This is a genomic window from Phytohabitans rumicis (genome assembly GCF_011764445.1).
Taxonomy (GTDB): Bacteria; Actinomycetota; Actinomycetes; order Mycobacteriales; family Micromonosporaceae; genus Phytohabitans; species Phytohabitans rumicis.
Genome location: NZ_BLPG01000001.1, coordinates 2879343 through 2902931, shown reverse-complemented (window position 1 = coordinate 2902931; position 23589 = coordinate 2879343). Strand labels below are relative to the sequence as shown.

Genomic DNA, 23589 nt, shown 5'->3' with positions numbered 1-23589 from the left:
CCACCCCAGCAGACCCAAACCGACACAAAGAGAGAGTCATGGCCAACTTCACCGCCGCGGACGTCAAGAAGCTCCGCGACCTCACCGGCGCCGGCATGATGGACGCCAAGAAGGCGCTCGACGAGGCCGAGGGCGACTTCGACAAGGCTGTCGAGGTCCTGCGCGTCAAGGGTGCCAAGGACGTCGGCAAGCGGGCCGGGCGCACCGCCGCCAACGGCCTGGTCGCGCACTCCGGCAAGGCGCTGCTCGAGCTGAACTGCGAGACCGACTTCGTCGCGAAGAACGAGGACTTCGTCGCGCTGGCCCAGCGGCTCGTCGAGCACGGCGAGCAGGCGAAGGTCGCGAACGCCGAAGGGCTGCTCGGCTCCACGCTGGCCGACGGTCGTACGGTCGCCGACGCGGTCCAGGAGCTGTCTGCCAAGATCGGCGAAAAGCTCGTGGTCAACCGCTTCGGCACGCTCGACGGCACGGTCGCCGTCTACCTGCACCGCAAGAGCCAGGACCTGCCGCCGGCCGTGGGCGTGCTGGTGGAGTACGCCGGCAAGTCCGACGAGGCGGGCGACGCGGACGCGCGCGGCGTGGCGATGCAGATCGCCGCGATGCGCCCGAAGTACCTGGTCCGCGATGAGGTGCCGGCCGACGTTGTGGAGTCCGAGCGCCGCATCGCCGAGCAGACCGCCCGCGAGGAGGGCAAGCCCGAGGCCGCCCTGTCCAAGATCGTCGATGGTCGGGTCAACGCCTTCTTCAAGGACTACGTCCTGCTGGAGCAGGCGTCGGTCGCCGACAACAAGAAGTCGGTCAAGCAGGTGCTCGCCGAGGCGGGCATCGAGGTGACCCGCTTCCTGCGCTACGAGGTCGGCCAGGTCTAAGGGGGTGTCTGGCGGATCTTTGTGGGGCTGCGGCGGGCCCAGACGACGACCGGCGGCACCGATCGAAAGGCCGCATACAACACCGGTATGCGACCTTCCGCCCGGCACCACCGGACGCCGCCTGGACCTCGCCTCGCACCCACAAGATCCACCAGACACCCCCTAGCCAGGACGACAGCCGAGGAGGCCGCCGGTGTACGTGACAGACACCGCGGCCTCCTCGTCACATATTGTGAACGGCAAGCAGGCACCGTACGAAGGGCGGACGGGATGACGCGGGCGGTTGCGGAAGAGGATGCGACGATGGACGATCCGACCGCGCCGCCACCCGGCCGCGCGCGCAGGGTGGTGCTGAAGCTCTCCGGCGAGGTGTTCGGCGGCGGGGAGGTCGGGGTCGACCCCGACGTGGTCCAGGCCGTGGCCCGGCAGATCGCGACCGTGGTACGCCGCGACATCCAGGTCTCCGTGGTGGTCGGCGGGGGCAACTTCTTCCGCGGCGCCGAGCTGCAGAAGCGCGGCATGGACCGGGCCCGCGCGGACTACATGGGCATGCTGGGCACCGTGATGAACTGCCTCGCGCTGCAGGACTTCCTAGAGAAGGAGGGCATCCCGACGCGCGTGCAGACCGCGATCCACATGGCTCAGGTCGCCGAGCCGTACATCCCGCTGCGCGCGATCCGGCACCTGGAAAAGGGCCGGGTAGTGATCTTCGGGGCCGGCGCCGGCATGCCGTACTTCTCGACCGACACCGTCGCCGCTCAGCGGGCCCTGGAGATCCGCGCCGACGTGGTGCTGATGAGCAAGAACGGCGTGGACGGCGTCTACACGGCCGACCCCCGTACCGACCCGACCGCGGTCAAGCTCGACACCATCACGTTCGACGAGACGCTGCGCCGGGGTCTGCGGGTGGCCGACGCCGCCGCGTTCAGCCTGTGCCGGGACAACGGGCTTCCGATGCTGGTCTTCGGCGCCGAGGGCGAGGACACGATCGTCAAGGCCGTGGGCGGCGAGCGCATCGGCACCTTGATCACTGCCAACTAGAGCAGAGTGAGCTAGAAGGGAGGCGACGGGGCAGGTGATCGACGACACCCTCCTCGATGCCGAGGAACGAATGGATCGGGCGATCGAGCACGCCAAGGAGGAGTTCGCCGCGATCCGCACCGGGCGAGCCAACGCGGCGATGTTCTCCAAGATCATCATTGACTACTACGGCAGCCCCACCCCCTGACCCAGATGGCCTCCGTGGGCACCCCCGAGCCACGGATGGCGATCATCAAGCCGTACGACGCTTCGCAGCTCAAGGCGATGGAAAAGGCGATCCGCGACTCCGACCTCGGTGTCAACCCCAACAACGAGGGCAACCAGCTCCGGATCCTGCTGCCGCAGATGACCGAAGAGCGTCGCCGCGACATGATCAAGGTGGCCCGCCACAAGGGCGAGGAATCCAAGGTCGCGATCCGCAACGTGCGGCGCAAGGCCAAGGAGGAGCTGGACCGGATCGTCAAGGACGGCGAGGCCGGCGAGGACGAGGTGCGCCGCGCCGAGAAGGACCTGGACGACCTCACGCACAAGTACGTGGCCCACGTCGACGAGCTCGTCAAGCACAAGGAAACCGAGCTGCTCGAGTTCTGAGCACCCACCCACGTTCCCGTGATCAGGGCGTCCCTGAAGTCGCTACGACGACTTGAGGGACGCCCTGATCACGAAGGGGGCGTGCAGTACGCTCGGCTGAACCCGTCCGGGCCGGCCAACGAGGCGCGGCAGCACAAAGACGGGCAACACGATCACGCCGAGGGGGTTCGTCAGGTCTGATGTCGTACATCGACCCCTACGGCAACCGGACGCCCCACCGCGAGCTGGACGAAGGGCACAACGGGCACGCGGACGAGCCGTACACGGGGTCGGGCGACCTGACGTACCAGGCTGCCGAGGCCGACACCGCGGCGTGGCCGCAGGTGCGCCGCGAGCCCGACCCGCCGGTGGAGTCCGAGCCCGAGCGGCCGAAGCGCCCCGGCCCCGGGCGGCGCCGCGCCACCGGCCGCGCCGGCCGCAACCTGCCGGCGGCCATCGGCGTCGGCGTGACGCTGGGCGCGGTGGTCATCGCGTCGCTGTTCGTGTGGCTCCCGGCGTTCCTCGGCGTGATCGCGGTGGCGCTCGGCGTCGCGATCTGGGAGATGACGCGCGCGGTCCGCACGACCGGCGCGCGGCCGCCGGTCACGCCGCTCACCGCCGGCGGCCTGCTGATGGTGGGCCTTGCCTGGTACGCGGGCCCGGACGCGCTCTGCCTCGGCCTGCTCGTGACCGTGCTGGCCACCATGGTGTGGCGGCTCGCCGACGGGCCGGCGGGCTACCAGCGGGACATGACGGCGGCCACCCTCATCGCGGTGTACGTGCCGTTCCTGGGCGGGTTCGCCGCGCTGCTCGCGTCGGAGGACGACGGCGCCGTCCGCGTGATCGTCACGCTCGCCGCCGTGGTGCTGTCCGACACCGGCGGGTACGCGGCCGGCGTGTTCTTCGGCAAGCACCCGATGGCGCCCACGATCAGCCCCAAGAAGTCCTGGGAAGGGCTGGCCGGCTCGCTCGTGGCCACCGCCGTGGGGAGCGCGCTGCTGCTCTATCTCCTGCTCGACGTCGAGCCGTGGTGGGGCGCGGTCTTCGGGCTCGCGCTGTCGGTCGTCTCGGTGCTCGGCGACCTGGCCGAGTCGATGCTCAAGCGCGATCTGGGGATCAAGGACATGAGCAACCTGCTCCCCGGGCACGGCGGCCTGATGGATCGGCTGGATTCGATCCTTTTCGCCCTGCCGACCGCATACCTCCTCCTGGCGCTCTTCACGTGACCGGGGCACCCGCGCCGGATGCGGGCGCATGGGAGACTGGACGGGCTATGACGAGCCTGCCCGTACTGCCGCTCGGTCCCGGTGCCGCCCGGGGCCGTCCCGCTATGCCCCGCGCCACCTCGCCGACCTCGATCTGGCCGGCCGGCAGGCGCTGGTGGCCGAGCTGGGCGAGCCGGCGTTCCGGGCCCGGCAGCTCTCCACGCACTATTTCGGCCGGTTGGTGCGCGACCCGGCGCAGATGACCGACCTGCCCGCCGCCACCCGCGCCCGGCTGGCCGAGTCGCTGATGCCGGACCTGCTCACCGCGGTGCGGGAGCTGGCCTGCGACGATGGCGCCACCCGCAAGGCACTGTGGCGGCTGCACGACGGCGCGCTCGTGGAGAGCGTGCTGATGGGCTATCCCGACCGGGTCACCGTCTGCATCTCCAGCCAGGCCGGGTGCGGCATGGCCTGCCCGTTCTGCGCCACCGGCCAGGCCGGGCTCACCCGCAACCTGTCCACCGCCGAGATCGTCGACCAGGCCGTCTATCTCGCCGGTGTGGCCGCCTCGGGCGTGGTGGCCGGCTCTCCGCCGCGGCTGTCCCACGTCGTGTTCATGGGCATGGGCGAGCCGCTGGCCAACTACACCCGGGTGATCGACGCGGTACGGCGACTGTGCGCGCCGGCACCGGAAGGACTGGGGCTCTCCCAGCGGCACATAACCATCTCCACCGTCGGCTTGGTGCCGGCAATGCGGCGCTTGGCTGCAGAGGAACTCTCTGTAACCCTTGCGCTGTCGTTGCACGCGCCCGATGATGAGCTGCGCGACGAACTCGTGCCCGTCAACCAACGCTGGAAGGTCGCTGAGGTGCTGGACGCCGCGTGGGACTACGCCTCCCGCACGGGACGCCGCGTGTCCATCGAATACGCAATGATCAGGGACGTGAACGACCAGCCGTGGCGAGCCGACCTGCTGGGTCGGCTGCTGGCCGGGCGGCTGGCCCACGTGAATCTCATCCCGCTCAACCCGACCCCGGGCAGCCGCTGGGACGCCAGCCCGAAGCCGGTCGAGCGGGAGTTCGTCCGGCGGTTGCGCGAGGCCGGCGTTTCGACCACAGTGCGTGACACTCGTGGTCGGGAGATCGACGGCGCATGCGGGCAGTTGGCCGCCAGCGAGACCGGCAGCGCGGACGGAAGGTGACATTAGGTGGCTAGTCAGGGTCAGCGATTCCGACGTCGGGCTCTCCGTCGGGGTTACAAGGTCGACGAGGTGGACACCTTCCTCGACCGGGTCGAGGCCACCCTGGCCGGGGATCCCGTCGGTTCGCCGGTGGCCTCACAGGAGGTCCACGACGTCGTCTTCCGGGTCCGCTTCGGCGGTTACGACGAGTGGCAGGTCGACCTGCACCTCGACCGGGTCGAGCGGCAGCTCGCCGAGCTGGAGGAGCGCGGCGGGTACGGCGGCCGCGGCGATCGCGGCGACCGCATGGGCCCGCCCGACCGCCTCGGTCCCCGGACCGGATGGGGCCGCCCGACCGGATGGGCCCACCGGATCGCATGGGGCCGCCCGACCGGATGGGCAATGGCCCGATGACGGAGCGCATCGGCCCGCCGCTGCGCGACGACCGGTCCATGCCGCCGGCCGGACCGCCGATGCCGCAGCGCCCGATGCCCGCGCAGGCCGGGCCGCCGCGTGACCCGTACGGGCGGTACGACGACCAGGGCGGCTACGGCAACGGGTACGACAGCCCGCCCACGCGGGGTGGCTACGACGCGCAGAGCACGGGCAGCTTCGGCGCGCCGGCGGGTGGCTACGGCGCTCCGCCGGACCGGTTCGGCGGCCAGCAGGACGACCGCTTCGGCGGCCCACCGCGTGACGACCGCGACCGCTTCGGTGGCCCGCCGCGTGACGACCGGGATCGCTTCGGCGGGCCGCCGGACGATCGCTACGGTGGCGCGGAGGAGCGCTTCGACGGGTTCGCCGAGCCGGGGCGGCACGGCAAGGCCGACATGACCGCCGAGATCCGGATGGGTGGGGGTGGCCCGATGGGCGGCCCGCCGATGGGTGGCCCGCCGCCGGGCATGAGCGGGCTGCCGCCGGAGCTGCAGCGCATCGACCAGATGCGCCGCACGTTCCAGGTGCGCCGGTTCGGCAGCGGCTACGACCCGGTCCAGGTCGACCGCCTCTTCGAGGGCATCCTGGCGGGCATGACGGGCCGCGGGCCGATGCCGATGAACCCCAACGAGCTGGAGGGCGCCCAGTTTGGGCTGGTGCCCGGCGGTTACTTCGAGGCCGAGGTCGACGCGGCTCTGAAAGAGGTCACGGATCTTCTGCGCCGCCAGTGACGGCGCGTTCGTCGCCGGCCATCCCTCGCGGGTGGCCGGCGACGTGCTGTCTTAGGGCCTAGGAGCGCAGGCCGTTGCGGCGCAGCACGACGTCGCCCACGAGGATCAGGGCCAGGCCGCCCGCGACGACCAGGAGGAAGATGTCCTCGATCCGGCCGGTGTGGTTACCGATCAGCATGGACAGCAGCGCCAGGATGGTGACGACCGCGCCGATCCGCGCCGCCTTGCGGCTGCCCGGCTTGCGCTGGTCAGGTGAGGTCACCGGCTCGCTTCCCGCCACTTTTGGTCCTTCCCTCGATGTGTCTGCCAGTCTGTCACGCCCCATTGCGGTGACTGTTGGGTGGTCCCGGTAGCGTCTACTGGGAAGTCGGACCTTGAGGGAGAAGCGCCGTGCGAGTAACCGGTACGGGTCACGCGAGCATGCGGATCGACACCCCGGCGGGCAGCATCCTCTGTGACCCCTGGGTCAACCCGGCGTACTTCGCCTCGTGGTTTCCCTTCCCGGACAACTCGCAGCTCGACTGGGATCACCTGGGCCAGGTCGACTACCTGTACGTCTCCCATCTGCACCGGGACCACTTCGACGCCGAGCAGCTCAAGCGCTTCGTGTCCAAGAAGGCGACCGTGCTGCTGCCGGAGTATCCGACCAGCGAGTTGGAGGACCAGCTTCGCGACCTGGGCTTCACCAGCTTCATCGCGACGAAGACCAACGAGGTGGTCGAGCTCGACGGCGGGCTCAACATCATGATCCAGGCGCTGACCAGCCCCACGGACGGGCCGATCGGCGACTCCTCGCTGTGGGTGGAGTACGACGGCGTACGGCTGCTCAACCAGAACGACGCCCGCCCCACCGACCTGGAGATCTTCACCAAGCTGGGCCACGTGCACGCGCACATGCTGCAGTTCTCCGGTGCGATCTGGTACCCGATGGTCTACGAGCTCCCGCAGGCCGCGAAGACCGCGTTCGGCAAGCAGAAGCGCGACCGCCAGTTCGACCGGACGTTCCGCTACATCGACGACCTGAAGGCGTCGTACGTCTTCCCGATCGCCGGGCCGCCCTGCTTCCTCGACGACGAGCTGTGGCAGTTCAACGACATCTTCGGCGATGAGGGCAACATCTTCCCCGACCAGCAGGTCTTCATGGAGGAGTACGGCAAGGTCGGCGGCAGCAACGCCGTGGTACTGCTCCCGGGCAGCGTGTCCGAGCTCACCGCTGGCGGCTGCGAGACCACTCACCCGGTGCCCGACGTGGCGGAGTTCTTCGCCAACAAGGAGCAGCACCTGCGGGAGTACCAGGAGCGCAAGCGGCCGGTGATCGAGGCGGCCAAGCTGACCTGGCGGCACCCGGAGATCGACGTGCTCAAGGAGATGAAGGCGCGCATCGAGCCGCTCCTCGAGGAGTCGATCTACATGGCGACGGGCGTGGGCGGCCCGGTCCGGATCGACCTGGTCGGCTACGACGGCGAGTCGGTCGAGTCGATCGTGGTGGACTTCCCCGGCAAGCAGGTCCGGCCGTACGGCGACGAGAAGGTCCGCTACCGCTTCCGCACCGAGCGGGCGCTCGTGGAGCACCTGCTGCACATCGGCGAGGTCGACTGGGTCAACTCGCTCTTCCTGTCCTGCCGGTTCTCCGCGGCCCGCATCGGCCAGTACAACGAGTTCGTGTACTCGTTCTTCAAGTGCCTGTCCGAGGAGCGCCTCCAGTACACCGAGGGCTGGTACGACGAGCACCAGAAGAACGCCGACAAGGAAGACGTCAAGCTGGGCGACTGGGTGGTGCAGCGGCGCTGCCCGCACCTGAAGGCCGACCTGACCCGCTTCGGCATCGTCGAGGGCAACCAGCTCACGTGCCAGCTGCACGGCTGGAAGTTCGACCTGGCCAGCGGCCGGTGCCTGACGAGCGTCGGGCACCAGATCCGCGCGCACCGGTCAGCCACCTGATGTCCGCGTCGCCTGGACAAATAGGACATATAGTTCGGGTGTGCTCGGTATCGTCGTGCTCCTGGCCGGACTGGTGGTCGCACTGCCCCCGGCCCGGGACGTCTACATCGTCGTCACCACCGACGCGGAACAGGCGTCCGCGGTCGCGGATCGCCATGGAGTCGCCGTCCGGCAGACGTACCGCCACGCGCTGCACGGCTTCTCGGCGAGCCTGACCGAGGCCCAGGCCGGCGCGATCCTGCACGACCCGCGGGTGGCGTACGTCCAGCGCAGCGTCGTGCACCGGACCACCGACACGCAGACCGACCCGCCGTCCTGGGGACTGGACCGGGTGGACCAGCGCGCGCTCCCGCTCGACGCGTCGTACACGTACCCGAACGGGGCGGCCAGCGTGCACGCGTACGTGATCGACACCGGCGTGCGCACGACCCACGCCGACTTCGGCGGCCGGGCGACCAGCGGGTACGACGCGATCGACGGCGGCGCGGCCGACGACTGCCACGGGCACGGCACCCACGTGGCCGGCACGATCGCCGGCACCGCGCACGGCGTGGCCAAGCAGGCCCAGGTGGTCGCCGTACGGGTGCTGGACTGCGCCGGCAGCGGCACCACCGAGACCGTGCTCGCCGGCGTCGACTGGGTGACCGCCAACGCGGTGTATCCCGCCGTCGCCAACATGAGCCTCGGCGGCGGCCCCGACCCGGCGCTGGAGGACGGCCTGCGGCGCTCCATCGCGGGCGGGATCACCTACGCGGTCTCGGCCGGCAACGGCTCCGGCGGCCAGCCGCTCGACGCGTGCGACCAGTCACCGGCCCGGCTCGCCGAGGCGCTCACCGTGTCGGCGACCGACCGCACCGACAACCGACCACAGTGGGCGAACGTCGGCACGTGCGTCGACGTCTTCGCGCCCGGCGTCGCCATCACGTCGGCCTGGGGCGCGGCCGACGACGCGGTCCAGACGCTCACCGGTACGTCGATGGCGGCTCCGCACGTGGCCGGCGCGGCGGCCCTCTACCTGGAAGCCAACCCCGCGGCCCTGCCGGCCGCCGTCGCGACAGCGCTGCTGAACGCGGCCACCCCCGACCTGGTCCCCAACCCGTTGGAAGGCACCCCGAACCGCCTCCTCTACGTCGGCGAAGCCCTCCCACCCTGTTGATCAGGGATCTGCTCACTCGGCACGCCGCAAAACGCCCGAGTTACTCCCTGATCAACGGGGAGAGCGGGAGAGGTCGCGGAGGATGCGTTGGGCGGCGTTGTGGCCTGCGGCGCCGATGACGCTGCCGGCCGGGAAGCAGCCGGCGCTGCCGGCGTAGACGCCGTCTACGCCCACCGCGTATGGCATGCGATCGGTGAAGCTGACCGTGTTGTCGACGTGGTGGATGTGGCCGCCGGTGATGCCGAAGTGCGACTCGATGCCGGCCGGGGTCAGCGCAAATACGTCCGCGACCAGCGCCGACGTGCCGGGGGCGTACGAGTCGCAGATCGCGAGCAGGCGCTCCACGTAGGACGGCACGGCGGCCTCGTCCATTGTGGCCGGTACCGACTGCACGAACAGCGCCGACGAGTGGTGCCCCGCGGCGTCCTGCAGCGACGGGTCGACCGTGGTGTGCAGGTACCACTCGATGGTCGGCTCGTCCGGCAGCCGCCCCTCGACGACGTCCGTCCACATCGCACGGAGGGCGGCCATCGGCGACCCGGAGTCGGGGAGCAGGTGGATCGTCGCCCCGAACGGGCTCGGCGCGTCCGGCGGCAGGCACGAGAAGCGGGGCAGGCCGGAGAGCGCCAGGTTGACCTTGAGGGTGGTGCCGGGGCGGCGGACCGCCGCGAGGCGCGCGGTCAGTTCCGCCGGCAGCGCGCCGTCGGGCATCAGCTCCATCAGCCGGTACGGGTCACACGCGGCCAGGACGACGTTGGCGCGCACCTCACGACCGTCGGCGAGCACCACGCCGGCCGCCGCACCGCCCTGGAGGGTGACCGCGCTGACCGCCGTACCCGTGAAGAGTTGAGCCCCGGCGGCGCGGGCGGCGTCGGCGAAGGTCCGGGAGACGGTGCCCATGCCGCCCTTGGCGATCATCCAGGTGCCGTCCGCGCCGGGCAGCCGGCACATGTTGTGCACCAGGAAGTTGTGGCCGGTGCCCGGGTCGTCGGGGCCGGCGTTGAGCCCGGAGAGGCCGTCGGTGACCGCGTACATCGAGACGAGCAGGTCGGACCGGAAGTCGAAGCGGGCCAGGTAGTCGGCCACCGACCCGCGGACCAGGTCGACGAACGTCTGCTGGAGCGCCGGCCGGATGTAGCGGGCGGCGGTCTCCTCGACCGGCAGCGGTTCGGCCAGCCACGCGGGCCCGAGGTCGTCGCGCAGCGCGCCCAGTTCGGCCTGCATGGCGTCGTCGGCGGCCACGTCGGCGGGGGAGAAGAAGCGCGTCATCTGCGCCCGGGTGGCCTCGCGGTCGGTGCCGAACAGGAGGTACGCGTCGCCGCGCGTCGGCAAGAAGTAGTGCGGGTCCCGGCGCAGCACCGGGATGTCCACGTCGAGGGTCTTGAGCAACTCCGGGGGCATCAGCCCGAGCAGGTACGACCCGGTCGAGTGGCCGAGCCCCGGCACGCGCGGGAACGGCCGTTCGGTGCGGGCGGCCCCGCCGAGGACGTCCGCCGCCTCCAGGACGACGACGTCGAGGCCGGCGCGGGCGAGCAGCACCGCCGAGACGAGGCCGTTGTGGCCGGCTCCAATGATCACGACATCCGCGCGTTCAGGCACCATAGGCCCGAGGCTAGTCGGCGGTGACGCCAAGCTGGATGAGGAACATCTGGATCTCGGTCTCGAAGAGCGCCTCCGGGCTGGTGATCGCCCACCGGAGCTGGTTGAAGATCTCCATCGCGACCAGCCCGTACAGCCGCGTCCAGCCGGACAGGAACGTGTACGCGACCTCGATCGGCGGGTCGCCGTGGCTCTCCCGGAGCGGGCCCAGGTGCGGGCCGAGCCGGACCAGCATGTCCTCGCGCGGCGGCGTCGGCCACGGCGCCTGCTGCCAGAGCCCGAGCAGGGCGTCCAGGTACGGCCGGCCGAGGCAGGCGCCGGGATGGTCCGGCCCGTAGTCCGGGGCGAGGTCCGCCACGCCCGGGTTTCCGAAGATCAGGGCGAACTCCACGGGATGGGCGACCGACCACCGCCGGAACGCCCGGGCCATCGCGGCCAGTTGGTCGCCGGGGGAGTCGCCGGCCGCCGCGGTCGCCGCCGCGACCGTGTCCGCCACCTCGTGCAGCAGGTCCTCGGCCAGCGCCAGGATCAGCGCGTCCAGGCTGGGGAAGTACCGGTAGATGGCCGGCGCCGTCATGCCCATGTCGCGGGCGATGGCGCGCAGTGAGATCGCCTGTGGGCCGCCGGCCGCGAGCATGCGGCGGGCACCGTCCTTGATCTCGGCGACGGTCGCCGAGCGCAACCGCTCCCGGCGGGTGGGTGATGTGGTGGTCATCGCCGCGAACTCCCTTGACGCGCGAGAACGCCGATTGCATAGTAAACGGTGTTCACTCGCCTAACCGACTGTAAGACAGGTTACCGGGGGCCTCATGTTCGCGTGGTGGGGAAAGACGGTCGTGCGCCTGCGGTGGGTCGTGCTCGCGGCCGCCGCCGCGCTGGTGGTCGTGGGGGCCACCTGGGGCGCGGGCGTGTTCGGCACGCTCAGCGGCGGCGGCTTCGACGACCCGGCGAGCGAGTCCAGCCGGGCCCGGGAGCGGATCACCGCCGAGCTGGGCAGCCAGGACACCGACGTCCTCGTCCTGTACTCCAGCCCTGCGGCGACCGTGGACCAGCCGGCGTTCCGCGACCCGGTCACGACAACCCTGGCCGCCCTGCGCCAGCGTCCCGAGGTGGCCAGCGTGACGAGCTGGTACGACACCCAATCGCCCGCCCTGGTGTCCGGGGACCGGCACTCGACGTACGCCGTCGTGCAGTTGCGGGGCACCGAGCCGGACGAGAAGACCGAGGCGTACGAGGAGCTGCGGCCGGCGCTCGACGCCCCCGGCGTGACCACTGAGGCCGGCGGTTACGTCCCGTTCGCGTACGAGGCCAACCACCAGACCGAGCAGGACCTGGTACGCGCCGAGACACTCTCCATGCCGGTGCTCCTCGTGCTGCTGATCGTCATCTTCGGCGGCCTGGTCGCGGCCGGCATGCCGCTGCTCGTCGGCGGGCTGGCGATCCTCGGCGCGTTCATCGCCGTCCGCCTGATCAGCGCGGTCACCGACGTCTCGGTCTTCGCGATCAACGTGATCACACTGATCGGGCTGGGCATGGCGATCGACTACGCGCTCTTCGTGGTGAGCCGCTTCCGCGAGGAGTTGGCCGCCGGGCACGACACCCCGGCCGCGATCCAGCGCACGATGATGACGGCGGGCCGTACCGTCATGGTCTCCGGGTTCACCATCGCGCTGGCGCTCGCGAGCCTGCTGATCTTCCCGCCGGTGTTCCTGTCGTCGCTGGGCATCGGCGGGGTGGCCGCGGTGCTGATCGCGATGCTCGGCGCGCTGACCGTGCTGCCGGCGATCCTGGCCGTGCTCGGCCCCCGGATCAACGCGCTGCGTATCCCGGTGCCGTGGCGCCGCCGGTCCGGGCGGTCCGGGTCGGCTTGGGCGCGCCTGGCGCACAGCGTGATGCGCCGCCCCTGGCTGTACGTCGTCGGCGTCGTCGCGATCCTCGCCCTCTTCGCGGCTCCGGCGCTGCGGATGAGCTTCGGCGGCTTCGACGAGCGGGTGCTGCCCGCGGGCGCCGAGCCGCGGGTGGTCGCCGACAAGCTCGCGGCGGACTTCCCGGGCAGCCCGGTGGGGCCGATCGAGGTGCTGGTGTCGGGGGCGCCCACCGCCGAGACGCAAGGCTTCGCCGCCGCGGTCGGGCGGGTGCCCGGCGTGACCGGCGTCCAGGCCACCGCCAACCGGGGCGAGTCCACGCTGCTGTCCGTGACGTACGCCGGGGAGCCGACCGGCGAGGTGGCCCAGGACGCGGTGCGGGCGATCCGCGACCTGCCCGAACCGGCCGGGGCACAGGTGCTCGTCGGTGGGCGTACGGCCGCCGACCTGGACCTGTTGCACAGCCTCGGCTCGCGGCTGCCCTGGATGGCACTGATCATGGCGTCGGCCACGCTGGTGCTGCTCTTCTTGGCGTTCGGCTCGGTGCTGCTGCCGATCAAGGCGGTGCTGATGAACCTGGTCTCCATCGGCGCGTCGTTCGGCGTGGTCGTGTGGGTCTTCCAGGACGGCCACCTGAGCGGCCCGCTCGGCTTCACGTCGACCGGCTTCATCGAGCCGAGCAACCCGATCCTCATGCTGGCCGTCCTCTTCGGACTCGCCACCGACTACGAGGTCTTCCTGCTGTCCCGGGTACGCGAGGAGTGGGACCGCACCGGCGACAACACCGCCTCGGTGGCGCACGGGTTGCAGCACACCGGGCGGATCATCACGGCGGCGGCGCTGCTGCTGATCATCGTGGTGGCCGGGTTCGCGACCGGCGGCATCGTGTTCATCAAGCTGATCGGCATCGGCATGATCGTCGCCATCGTGGTCGACGCCACCCTGGTCCGCGCCCTGCTGGTCCCCGCCACGATGCGCCTCCTGGGCCGCTGGAACTGGTGGTCCCCCGCCCCCCTAGCGCGGCTGTACCGCCGCTACGGCATCAACGAGCCGGCGATCATGGGCTCTGCGGCAGAAAAGGAGCCCTCCCTGCTGCGCAACCCATGATCTCCCGCACGGGGGAGAATGACCCCGTGCGGGAGATTGTGTTGCTGGGGTCTACCGGGTCCATCGGGACGCAGGCCATCGATATCGTGCGGCGTAACCCCGAAGGGTTTCGGGTGGTCGCCGTGGGGGCGGGCGGGGGCAACGTCGAGGTGCTCGCGGCGCAGGCGCTCGAATTGGGCGTCGAGGCGGTCGGCGTCGCCAAGGCGTCCGTGGCGCAGGATCTCCAGCTCGCGTTCTACGCCGAGGCGTCCCGGCGGGGGTACGCGACCGGCGACTTCCGCATCCCCAAGATCCTGGCCGGGCCGCACGCCATGACCGAGTTGGCGCAGTGGCCCGGTGACGTCGTGCTCAACGGGGTCGTCGGCTCGCTCGGGCTCGCGCCAACGCTCGCCGCTCTACGCGCTGGGCGTACCCTCGCGTTGGCCAACAAGGAGTCGCTCGTGGCCGGCGGCCCGCTGGTCAAGGCCGCGGTGACGCGGCCGGGGCAGATCGTGCCGGTCGATTCGGAGCATTCGGCGCTGGCGCAGTGCCTGCGCGGCGGCGCGGCGGCCGAGGTGCGGCGGTTGGTGCTGACGGCGAGCGGGGGAGCGTTCCGCGGCCGGCGCCGCGCGGAGCTCACCGATGTGACGCCGGCGGACGCGCTGGCCCATCCGACGTGGAACATGGGGCCGGTCGTCACCATCAACACCGCCACCATGGTCAACAAGGCGCTCGAAGTGATCGAGGCGCACGAGCTCTTCGACATCGGGTACGACGCGATCGAGGTCATGGTCCACCCGCAGTCGGTGATCCACTCGATGGTGGAGTTCGTGGACGGGTCGACGCTCGCCCAGGCCAGCCCGCCCGACATGCGACTGCCGATCGCGCTGGCGCTGGGCTGGCCCGACCGGGTGGCGGACGCGGCGCCGGCCCTGGACTGGACGCGCGCGCACACGTGGGAGTTCGCCCCGCTGGACGTCGAGGCGTTCCCCGCGGTGCGGCTGGCCAAGGAGGCCGGTGCGGCGGGGTGCTCCCGGCCGGCGATCTTCAACGCGGCGAACGAGGAGTGCGTGGCGGCGTTCGTGGCCGGGCGGCTGCCGTTCCTGGGCATCGTGGACACCCTCGAACGGGTGCTGGAGGACGCTCCCGACTTCCCGCCACCGGGTACCGTCGAGGACGTGCTTTCCGCGGAGACCTGGGCGCGGGCACACGCTCAGGAGATCATTGGCAAAGGAGCTTGATGGAGATCTTCGGTATCCTCCTGTTCGCGCTGGGGATATTCATCTCCGTCGCCTTACACGAGGCCGGACATATGGGTACGGCCCGGATGTTCGGGATGAAGGTCACCCGCTTCTTCGTGGGCTTCGGGCCGACGATCTTTTCGTTCAAGCGCAAAGAGACCGAGTACGGCCTGAAGGCGGTGCCGGCCGGCGCGTTCGTGAAGATCGTCGGGATGACGCCGCAGGACGACGACGTCGCGCCCGAGGACGAGCCGCGCGCGATGTGGCGTTTCCCGGTGTGGAAGCGCACGGTCGTGATGAGCGCCGGCTCGATCACCCACTTCGCGCTGGGCATCCTGATCCTGTGGGGGCTGTTCTCCTTCGTCCCGCTCAACGACGAGTCCAAGCTGCAGAGCCAGCCGGTCACGATCGCGGCCGTGTCGCCGTGCGTCGAGCTCCAGTGGGGCGTCGACCCGGCCACCCAGCGGGAGCGGACCTGCGAGAAGGGCGTCGACCCGGACAGCGCCGCCGTCAAGCTCGGCCTGCAGCCCGGCGACACCATCACCGCGCTGAACGGCCAGGCCGTCGTGGGCTGGGACGCGATGACCGCGGTGGTACGGGCGTCCGGCGGCAAAGAGATCTCCGTCACATATGACCGGAACGGCGCCAGCGAGACCAAGTCGGTGACGCTGCCCGTCGCGGAGCGGGTAAAGCAGGAGGTGGCCCGCGACCCCGACAAGACGGTCGAGGACGTCACGCCGGCCGACCTGGAAAAGGTTGGCATGCTCGGCATCACGCCGGTGATCCCGAAGTCCGCGGCCGGCCCGATCGACGGCATCGGCGAGGCGGCCGACCAGACGGTCTTCATGTTCGAGGGCACGTTCGAGGCGCTGAAGCGCTTCCCGGAGAAGATTCCCGCGCTCTGGGCGGCCCTGACCGGCGACGAGCGCGACCCGGAGACGCCGATCAGCGTGGTGGGCGCCAGCCGGATCGGCGGGGAGCTCTTCGACCGCGGCGAGTGGCCGTCGTTCATCCTGCTGCTGGCCGCGCTGAACTTCTTCATCGGCATCTTCAACCTGCTGCCGCTGCTGCCGCTGGACGGCGGGCACATCGCGATCGCCTGGTTCGAGCGGGCCCGATCCTGGGTGTACGCCCGGCTGGGCAAGCCCGACCCGGGCCGGGTGGACTACTTCAAGCTCATGCCGGTCACCTATGTGGTGATCCTCATCTTCGGCGGGTTCACGTTGTTGACCGTCGCCGCGGATATCGTTAACCCGATCCAGCTGCCGTTCTAGAGGTGATCTGACCCGTGACCGCCGTTTCGTTGGGCATGCCCGCGGTGCCCCCGCCACCCCTGGCGGCGCGCCGTAAGTCTCGGCAGATCATGGTCGGTTCGGTGCCGGTGGGCGGTGGCGCGCCGGTGTCGGTGCAGTCGATGACCACCACGCTGACCGCCGACGTCAACGCGACGCTCCAGCAGATCGCCGAGCTGACCGCGTCCGGCTGCCAGATCGTGCGGGTGGCGGTGCCGTCGCAGGACGACGTACTCGCCTTGCCGGCCATCGCCAAGAAGTCGCAGATTCCCGTCATCGCCGACATCCACTTCCAGCCGAAGTACGTCTTCGCCGCCATCGACGCGGGCTGCGCGGCGGTACGCGTCAACCCCGGCAACATCAAGGCGTTCGACGACAAGGTGGCGGAGATCGCCCGCGCGGCCGCGGACGCCAATGTGCCGATCCGGATCGGCGTCAACGCCGGCTCGCTCGACAAGCGGCTGCTCGCCAAGTACGGCAAGGCCACCGCGGAGGCGCTGGTCGAGTCGGCCCTGTGGGAGTGCTCGCTCTTCGAGGAGCACGGCTTCCGCGACATCAAGATCTCGGTGAAGCACAACGACCCGGTCGTCATGATCCGGGCGTACCGCCAGCTCGCCGAGCAGTGCGACTATCCGCTGCACCTCGGCGTGACCGAGGCGGGTCCGGCGTTCCAGGGCACGGTGAAGTCGGCGGTGGCGTTCGGTGCGCTGCTCGCCGAGGGCATCGGCGACACCATCCGGGTCTCCCTGTCGGCGCCGCCGGTCGAGGAGATCAAGGTCGGCAACGCGATCCTGGAGTCGCTCGGGCTGCGCGAGCGCGGCCTGGAGATCGTCTCGTGCCCCTCGTGCGGGCGCGCGCAGGTCGACGTCTACACGCTGGCCGAGCAGGTGACCGCGGGCCTGGAGGGCCTGCCGGTGCCGCTGCGGGTCGCGGTGATGGGCTGCGTCGTCAACGGGCCCGGCGAGGCCCGCGAGGCCGACCTGGGCGTGGCGTCCGGCAACGGCAAGGGCCAGATCTTCGTCAAGGGCCAGGTCGTCAAGACCGTCCCCGAGTCGCAGATCGTGGAGACCCTGATCGAAGAGGCCCTCCGCCTGGCCGACGAGATGGGCGCCGAGCTGCCCGAGGAGCTCAGGGACCTGGTCGGCGGCGGCCCGCAGGTGACGGTGCACTGAGTTCCGCGAAGTACTCCAGCAGCTCGCGGTGCACGAAGATGTAGCCGCCGCCGACGGGCCGGAGGAAGAGACACTGCACGGCGTGGTCCAAGAACGGCCGGCCGGGCTTGGGAAACCGGCCGGCCTTGTGCAGCCACGTCCGCAGTAGGGCCTGCTCGAGCGCGCCGTATACGCCGACGGTGGATAAAGCGTAGAGCGCGGCTCCCGCCCCGGCGACCAGGCCGAATCGCCGTCCCTCCACGAGGGTCAGCGGTCCAGCCACGATCAGGGCCGTCCCAACGCCCACCAGCACGCCGGCTGCTCCGGCCGCGATGATTCCCGGGCGGAGCGCCGCGCGCACCCGAGGGCTGGGCACCTCGCCACGCGATTCACGCTGCGTGGCTTTTTCGGACACAAAGGCGTACGTGTAGGCGAGCGCCGCCCCGAGGTAGAGCGCCACGAGGGTGGCCAGGCCGTAGGCGAGCACCGTCGAGACGCCGGCGGACCAGCCGAGGACGAGTCCGGACGCGACTCCGCCGGCGAGGGCCATCCCCAGCGGACGCCAAAACTCGGGGATGACTATGGGAAGCAGCGTGGCGAAGAGCCAGTCCCCGGCGGTGTGCGTTCTGTCGTTGCCTTGGTTGGCCCACTCCTGCTGCTTCGTCGACCGCCAGGAGTCGATCCGGCGGGTGGCCGGCAAGCCGAAGCCAGCGCCGGCCACCGCACCCAGGAACGCCCCGCGCCAGCCGTACGCGAGGGCGGCGATGGCGGCCAGCGCGGCAGCCCCGAACGCTCCCCACAGAACCCCGTTGATCGACGCCAGCCATCTGTGCCCTCGCCACCCGCGCATGGGCAGCCAGCGCGGGTTGATGAGGTCGAGGGTGAAGACGGTCTGCGACTGATCCTGGAGATGCTCGGCCAGCGTCGTGAGGTACCGCGTGGTCTCCTCGGGGGAGTACCGGGCGCTGCGGCGGTGCCGGAGCATGGTCCGCACATACGCCCGGAAGATCTGCTGGCGCCGCTCGTCCGCCAGCTCGCCGGGGTCGGACGGCTCCGGCGGGCTGTCCCGGAAGGCGAGCGCCATGATGCTGAGCATCAGCGGGGACTCGACCATCTCCCACAGCGTGGGGTCGGCGGTGAGTGCCGCGCGGACCCCGGCGACGCCGGCTCCGGCGCGGTCAAGGAACCTGTCCACCTGCGCCCGGGACAGCGGCAGGATCGTCACCGTGCCGTAGACGCGCAGGTGCTGGCTCAGCTCGGCGTACTCCTCGGACCGGCAGCAGATCGCGATGGGCACCGAGCCGTGCTGGGCGCGAAAGTCGTTGATCGCCTTGACGCAGGCCGCGCGGTGCTCGGCGGTGACCTCGTCGAGGCCGTCGAGCAGGGGGATCAGCTGGTCGCTGGCGATCCAGTCGCGCACGTGGCGGATGGGGATCTCGTACCGGGTGGCGACCTCGCGGGTCAGCCAGTCACCCAATGACTCCCGCTGGATCGCCCAGGACGAGAGGTTGAGCACGACCGGGATCGGCTCGTCGCCGTCCGCCCGCGCCGACGCGATGAGCGTCCGGAGCAGCTCCAGCAGCGTCGTGGTCTTGCCCGCCCCGGGTGGCCGAGCACGAGCAGGCTCTGGTTGAGGTCACCGAACACGGATCCGATCGGCGTGCCGGCGGGGACCGGGCGGGCCGCGCCGTCCGCGCCGCGTACGACGATGTCCCACGGGTGATCGCCGGTGACCTGAGCGGTCAGGCCCAGCTCGATGCGGGCCTCGTGGTAGACGGAGCGGTCCAGGACGTTACGCACCCAGTACAGCTCGACCCGCTGCAGCAGCGTGCGCCGGTAGAACGCGGCGGGCCCGCCAGCCGCGGCCTCCGGGTGTTCGCGGCGCAGCTCCGCGATGATGAGCACGGCGGCGAGGACCGCCGCCGTCGGCCAGGCGAGCCAGAGGTACGGCGCCCAATCCGTCGGCAGCTGTGCCGATCCGACGTTTGTCGCCACACCGAGAAGCGCCGCACAGAGCACTGTGCTGGAAATGACGGCGGTGCGGCGCACCAGGTGTGTCTACCCTGGACGGCTGCCCCGGGGCAACCGGGACAGCCGTCCGCTCGGAGTCACTCCGACTCGGCGAGGATGGCGTACAGCTTGCGCTTGGTTTCGGTCAGGACCTCCAGCGCGCGGGTCCGCTGCTCGTCGGTGCCGTTGAAGCCCACCTGGCGCAGCGCGTTCATGATGCCGAACGCGGCGTCCCGGAAGTCCTGCGCCTGCGACACGGTGTCGTCGGCGAACTCGTTCCACGGCGGGGCCTCGGCGGCCCGGGTGGCCTCCTCGCGGCCGGCCTCGGTGAGCGCGAACCGCTTGCGGCCCTCGCCGGTCTCCGCGACGATCAGGCCCTCGTCCTCGAGCAGCTGCAGCGTCGGGTAGATGGAGCCGGGGCTCGGGCGCCAGATGCCGCCGGTGCGGCTCTCCAGCTCACGGATCATCTCGTAGCCGTGCATGGGGCGCTCGGCCAGCAGGGCGAGCACCGCGGCCCGCACGTTTTGCCGGCGACCGCCCGGACCGCGGCCACGACGGCCGTGTCCGTGTCCGTGACCACCCCAGGGGCCCCCGAACGGGGGACCGAAGCCGAAGCCACGCTGGCGGGCCTCATGGAGGTGGTCGAACTGTCTGCGGAATCCCATTTTCTAACTCCTGTCGTTCTGTCGTTGATGTGTCGACGATATATCGGTAACCTATCGCCGACAAGGGGAGTGTGACATGGGTGACGGATTCGACGTTCAACTGACCGGTCTGGAGCACCTGCTGCTCGCGGGGCGCCGCCTGCGCCTGCCCGCCCTGGAGGCGCGGATGCGCGCGGCGTGCCTGCTCATCGCCCTCGGCCTCGGGGAGATCGCCGACCGGCCAGTACGGACTTACTCGGCTGGCATGCGGGATCGCCTCGACCTGGCGCTCAGTCTTATCGGCGGCGGGTCACGGCTGTCCCTGCACCCGGCCGACGATGAGGACTATGCCGTCGTTGCGATGATCCTCGCCGACGTGACGGGTGCCGAGCCGGCCCGCGCGGACGGTCGATTCTCGGTCGTCCTGAACGATCCGGCCGTGCTGTGGACAGTGATCGCTACGTTGATCGACTGGGACGTGCCGATCAAGGACCTTCGCGTGGATCAAGGGCATACGGTCGCGGATCAGAGATCGAACCACGACCGTATGCCCTTGATCGGTGAGGAGAGGGGCCGCCGTTACGCGGTGCCGAGCACCGCCAGTCCGGGCAGGGCCCTGTCGGCGTAGTCGAAGAGGGCCTGGTTCTCCCAGCCGTTGCCGGAGCTTGGGTTGGTGGGGTCCCAGCCGTTGCCGGTTACCGCGGTCCAGGTGGGTTCCCAGTAGAAGACGCCCAGGCCGCGGCCGTTCGGGACCGCCTTGACCACGTTGAAGATGGCGCGCAGCGCGTCGGCCTGGCCCTGCGCGGTGGCCGGGTAGCCGCCGGCCGATTGCAGCGACGAGTTGAAGATGTTCGGCTCGCCGTCCTCCTGGGCCAGGGTGAAGCCGTACGCCGTCTCGGCGACCACGATCGGCTTGCCGTACCGGGAGGCCAGGTCGTTGATGTTGGCCTGCAGGCTCGCCGCCGACCCGTGCCAGTAGAGGTAGTGCGACACCCCGATCACGTCGAACGGCACGCCCCGGCTCGTGGCCTGGTCGAACCACCACCGGTGCTGGCTGTTGTTGCCGCCCTCGGCCAGGTGCAGCATCACCTGGGTCGACGACGAGACCGCCTTGACCGCGTTGCTGCCGGCGGTCAGCAGCGAAGCCAGGTTGGCCCAGTTGGACGAGCGCCCGTCCGGCCACAGCATGCCGTCGTTGATCTCGTTGCCCACCTGGACCATGTCGGCCGTGGTGCCCTGTGCCTTCAGCGCGTTCAGTACGTCGTACGTGTGGTCGTAGACGGCCTGGCGCAGCGCGGTGAACGACAGGGACGCCCAGGCAGCCGGCTTGTTCTGCTTGCCGGGGTCGGCCCACGAGTCGGAGTAGTGGAAGTCGACGAGCAGCTTCATGCCCTGACCCTTGATGCGGCTGGCCATGGTGAGCACCCGGGCCTTGTTGTTGTAGCCGTCGGCGGGGTTGACCCACACCTTGAGCCGGCCGTAGTTGGCGCCGCTCGACCGGACGATCGCCAGGGCGTCGCGCTGGGTGCCGGCGCTGTCCCGGTAGACGCCGCCCCGGTCCTCGCTCTTCTTCAGCGTGGAGATGTCGACGCCGCGGATCTGGATGGTGCTGCCACTCCCACTGGTAGAGAAACTCACATCGTCAAAGCTCGCCCAGTTACCCGCATTGGCGTCGGAGAAGAGGCTCACCGTGCACTGTCCATTGGAGACGGTGGTGGTCACCGAGATCTGCGTCCAGGCGTCGCTGGCCGGCACGTTCGCCCGCTGCTCGGCGCCGCCGCAGTTCTTCAGCGCCAGGTACGCCGCCTTCTGGCCACCGCCCGACCGGACCCAGACCCGGGCCGTGTACGACCCGTTGGCGAGCCCGGTCAGCGTCTGGTACGTCTCCCACAGGTAGGCGCCGGACGCCCAGTGGGTGAGGCGGTTGCCGGAGCGCCCACCGGACTCGGTGTAGCCGTTTCCGGTCCACCCGGCCAGGCCCGACTCGAACCCGGTGTTGGTCAATGTGGACGCCGCGCCGGCCGGCACCGCCTGAATCAGCAGCAGCGCCGCGACGAGGGGCACGAGGAAACGTCGCATCAGAACCTCCCGAACACCTTGAGCGCGGGCAGCGCCCGGCCGGAGTAGTCGAACAGGGCCTGGTTTTCCCAACCGTCCCCGAGGAGGGATCGGCCGGGTCCCAGCCGGCGCCGGTCACCGCGGTCCAGGTGGGCTCCCAGTAGAAGACGCCGAGCGTGTTCGGCACGGCGGCGACGACGTTGAACATGTCCCGCAGCGCCTCGGTCTGCCCCTGCGGGGTGGCCGGGTAGCCGGCGGCCGCCTCCAGCGAGGCGTTGAAGATGTTGGTCTCGTGGTCGTCCTGCTCCAGGGTGAAGCCGTACGCGGTCTCCACGAGGGCGATCGGCTTGCCGTACCGGGCGGACAGGTCGAAGAGGTTGTACTGCAACGCGCCGAGTGGGCCGTGCCAGTAGACGTAGTGCGACACCCCGATGACGTCGAACGGCACGCCCCGGGAGACGGCGTTGTCGAACCACCAGCGGTGCCCGCCGTTGTTGGCGCCCTCGGCCAGGTGCAGCACGACCTTTGTGGACGGTGACGCGGCCTTGACGGCCGTGCTGCCCGCGGTCAGGAGCGCCGCCATGCCGTCCCAGTTGTCCCAGCGCCCGTCCGGCCACAGGAGACCACCGTTGATCTCGTTGCCGACCTGGGCCATATCGGCCGGCGTGCCCTGCGCGCGCAGCCCGGCGAGTACGTCGTACGTGTGGTCGTAGAGCGCCTGCTTGAGGTCCTCGAACCCCAAGGAAGCCCACGCCGCCGGCTTGATCTGCTTGCCCGGGTCGGCCCAGGCGTCCGAGTAGTGGAAGTCGATCAGCAGCCGCATGCGCTGCGCCTTGACCCGCTTGGCCATGGCGAGCACCGTCGCCTTGCTGTTGAAGCCGTCGGCGGGGTTGACCCACACCTTGAGGCGCGCGTAGTTGACGCCGTTCGACCGCAGGATCCGCACCGCGTCGCCGGGCCGGCCGGAGCGGTCCCGGTAGACCGCGCCGTACGCCTCGTTCTTCGTCAGGTGCGAGATGTCCGCGCCCTTGATCTGGACCGGGGCGGTCCCGCCCGCCGCCAGCGTGACGTCGTCGAAGTGGGCCCAGGCGCCCGCAGCCGACCCCAGCCGGATCGTGCAGCGGCCGGATCCGGACCACGCGCTCACCGCGACCTGCACCCACCAGTCCGGGCCGGTGCGCGGCACGTCCACGCGCTCGGTGGACCGCCCGCAGTCGAGCTCGACGGTGGCCGGCCCGGCGCCACGCACCCAGGTCCGCAGCGTGTACGGCCCCTTGGCGAGGGCGGAGATCCGCTGGCTAGCGCCGGCCGCGCCGGACGTGGTGAGCCGGGACGCACCCGCGTGCCCGCCGGCCTCGATGCTGGCCGTGCCGCGCGCGGTCCAGCCGGTCAGGCCGTCTTCGAAGCCGGGGTTGCCTACCGTGGCACCGGCGTGCGCGGCGCCGGGTGGGACAGTGGATATCAGGGCCGCGGCCACCCCGACCGCGACCAGCCGGAACGTCCTCATTTGCCAGC

17 protein-coding genes and 4 pseudogenes are annotated in these 23589 nt (G+C 70.7%); 13 read left to right on the top strand and 8 right to left on the bottom strand.

Features of this window, described 5'->3' with window-relative positions:
• Positions 1–38 precede the first annotated feature (38 nt).
• The 6 genes and pseudogenes from tsf (at position 39) to Prum_RS12565 (ending at position 6031) form a co-directional block, all read left to right on the top strand.
• On the top strand, positions 39–869 hold the full coding sequence (tsf, locus tag Prum_RS12590; protein ID WP_173076629.1) for a translation elongation factor Ts: 831 nt from the start codon (positions 39–41) through the stop codon (positions 867–869).
• 303 nt (positions 870–1172) lie between these two features.
• Complete coding sequence (pyrH, locus tag Prum_RS12585) at positions 1173–1910, top strand: UMP kinase (protein WP_173076627.1); 738 nt, start codon at positions 1173–1175, stop codon at positions 1908–1910.
• 34 nt (positions 1911–1944) lie between these two features.
• Positions 1945–2501, top strand: a pseudogene (gene frr, locus Prum_RS12580) (ribosome recycling factor).
• A gap of 74 nt (positions 2502–2575) precedes the next feature.
• Positions 2576–3706, top strand: a pseudogene (locus Prum_RS12575) (phosphatidate cytidylyltransferase); the annotation flags it as partial.
• Positions 3707–3753: 47 nt separating this feature from the next.
• Positions 3754–4886: pseudogene (rlmN, locus tag Prum_RS12570) on the top strand (dual-specificity RNA methyltransferase RlmN).
• Positions 4887–4892: 6 nt separating this feature from the next.
• A pseudogene (locus Prum_RS12565) lies at positions 4893–6031 on the top strand (DivIVA domain-containing protein).
• A gap of 58 nt (positions 6032–6089) precedes the next feature.
• Here the strand turns inward: Prum_RS12565 and Prum_RS12560 are convergent.
• Positions 6090–6356: a DUF2631 domain-containing protein gene (locus Prum_RS12560; RefSeq protein WP_173076623.1), complete on the bottom strand. Its 267-nt coding sequence runs from the start codon at positions 6354–6356 to the stop codon at positions 6090–6092.
• Between the two features lie 65 nt (positions 6357–6421).
• On the opposite strand from Prum_RS12560, the gene Prum_RS12555 reads away from it, so the two are divergent.
• The gene (locus tag Prum_RS12555) at positions 6422–7972 is read left to right on the top strand and encodes a Rieske 2Fe-2S domain-containing protein (RefSeq protein ID WP_173076621.1); all 1551 of its coding nucleotides are present in this window, start codon (positions 6422–6424) and stop codon (positions 7970–7972) included.
• Positions 7973–8012: 40 nt separating this feature from the next.
• Positions 8013–9128 carry a S8 family peptidase gene (locus Prum_RS12550; protein WP_173076619.1) on the top strand — a complete coding sequence of 372 codons (1116 nt, stop codon included), beginning with the start codon at positions 8013–8015 and terminating at the stop codon, positions 9126–9128.
• Positions 9129–9179: 51 nt separating this feature from the next.
• Here the strand turns inward: Prum_RS12550 and Prum_RS12545 are convergent, their stop codons facing one another.
• Positions 9180–10730: a phytoene desaturase family protein gene (locus Prum_RS12545; RefSeq protein WP_173076617.1), complete on the bottom strand. Its 1551-nt coding sequence runs from the start codon at positions 10728–10730 to the stop codon at positions 9180–9182.
• Positions 10731–10740: 10 nt separating this feature from the next.
• Positions 10741–11442, bottom strand: coding sequence for a TetR/AcrR family transcriptional regulator (locus Prum_RS12540; protein ID WP_173076615.1), 702 nt, complete (start codon positions 11440–11442; stop codon positions 10741–10743).
• 94 nt (positions 11443–11536) lie between these two features.
• On the opposite strand from Prum_RS12540, the gene Prum_RS12535 reads away from it, so the two are divergent.
• Genes Prum_RS12535 through ispG form a run of 4 tightly spaced genes read left to right on the top strand, consistent with a single transcriptional unit; the run spans position 11537 to position 17383 of the window.
• Positions 11537–13699, top strand: coding sequence for an MMPL family transporter (locus tag Prum_RS12535; protein ID WP_173076613.1), 2163 nt, complete (start codon positions 11537–11539; stop codon positions 13697–13699).
• A complete protein-coding gene (gene dxr, locus Prum_RS12530) occupies positions 13696–14919 on the top strand; it encodes a 1-deoxy-D-xylulose-5-phosphate reductoisomerase (RefSeq protein ID WP_173076611.1) in 1224 nt (407 codons plus the stop codon). Before Prum_RS12535 ends, dxr begins: the two co-directional genes overlap by 4 nt.
• Entirely contained in the window at positions 14916–16193 is a 1278-nt protein-coding gene (locus Prum_RS12525) for a M50 family metallopeptidase (protein ID WP_173076609.1), read from the top strand. The genes dxr and Prum_RS12525 overlap by 4 nt, the downstream gene beginning before the upstream one ends.
• 14 nt (positions 16194–16207) lie before the next feature.
• On the top strand, positions 16208–17383 hold the full coding sequence (ispG, locus tag Prum_RS12520; protein WP_173076607.1) for a flavodoxin-dependent (E)-4-hydroxy-3-methylbut-2-enyl-diphosphate synthase: 1176 nt from the start codon (positions 16208–16210) through the stop codon (positions 17381–17383).
• On the opposite strand, the gene Prum_RS12515 is transcribed toward ispG, so the two are convergent.
• From Prum_RS12515 to Prum_RS12505, 3 genes are read right to left on the bottom strand one after another with little or no spacing between them, the layout of a single operon-like run.
• The gene (locus Prum_RS12515) at positions 17340–18878 is read right to left on the bottom strand and encodes an NACHT domain-containing protein (RefSeq protein WP_173076605.1); all 1539 of its coding nucleotides are present in this window, start codon (positions 18876–18878) and stop codon (positions 17340–17342) included. The two genes, ispG and Prum_RS12515, sit on opposite strands and share 44 nt — an antisense overlap.
• Positions 18824–19411 (bottom strand): hypothetical protein, encoded by a 588-nt coding sequence (locus tag Prum_RS12510; RefSeq protein WP_173076603.1) that lies wholly within the window; start codon positions 19409–19411, stop codon positions 18824–18826. Before Prum_RS12510 ends, Prum_RS12515 begins: the two co-directional genes overlap by 55 nt.
• A gap of 59 nt (positions 19412–19470) precedes the next feature.
• The gene (locus Prum_RS12505) at positions 19471–20037 is read right to left on the bottom strand and encodes a PadR family transcriptional regulator (RefSeq protein ID WP_173076601.1); all 567 of its coding nucleotides are present in this window, start codon (positions 20035–20037) and stop codon (positions 19471–19473) included.
• Between the two features lie 76 nt (positions 20038–20113).
• Between Prum_RS12505 and Prum_RS12500 the strand changes: the two genes are divergently transcribed.
• Positions 20114–20644, top strand: coding sequence for a P-loop NTPase family protein (locus Prum_RS12500; RefSeq protein WP_173076599.1), 531 nt, complete (start codon positions 20114–20116; stop codon positions 20642–20644).
• Here the strand turns inward: Prum_RS12500 and Prum_RS12495 are convergent.
• Positions 20596–21738, bottom strand: a complete 1143-nt coding sequence (locus tag Prum_RS12495) for a glycoside hydrolase family 53 protein (protein WP_246277849.1) — start codon at positions 21736–21738, stop codon at positions 20596–20598. The two genes, Prum_RS12500 and Prum_RS12495, sit on opposite strands and share 49 nt — an antisense overlap.
• Positions 21674–23581: a glycosyl hydrolase 53 family protein gene (locus Prum_RS51365; RefSeq protein WP_246277848.1), complete on the bottom strand. Its 1908-nt coding sequence runs from the start codon at positions 23579–23581 to the stop codon at positions 21674–21676. The genes Prum_RS12495 and Prum_RS51365 overlap by 65 nt, the downstream gene beginning before the upstream one ends.
• Positions 23582–23589 lie beyond the last annotated feature (8 nt).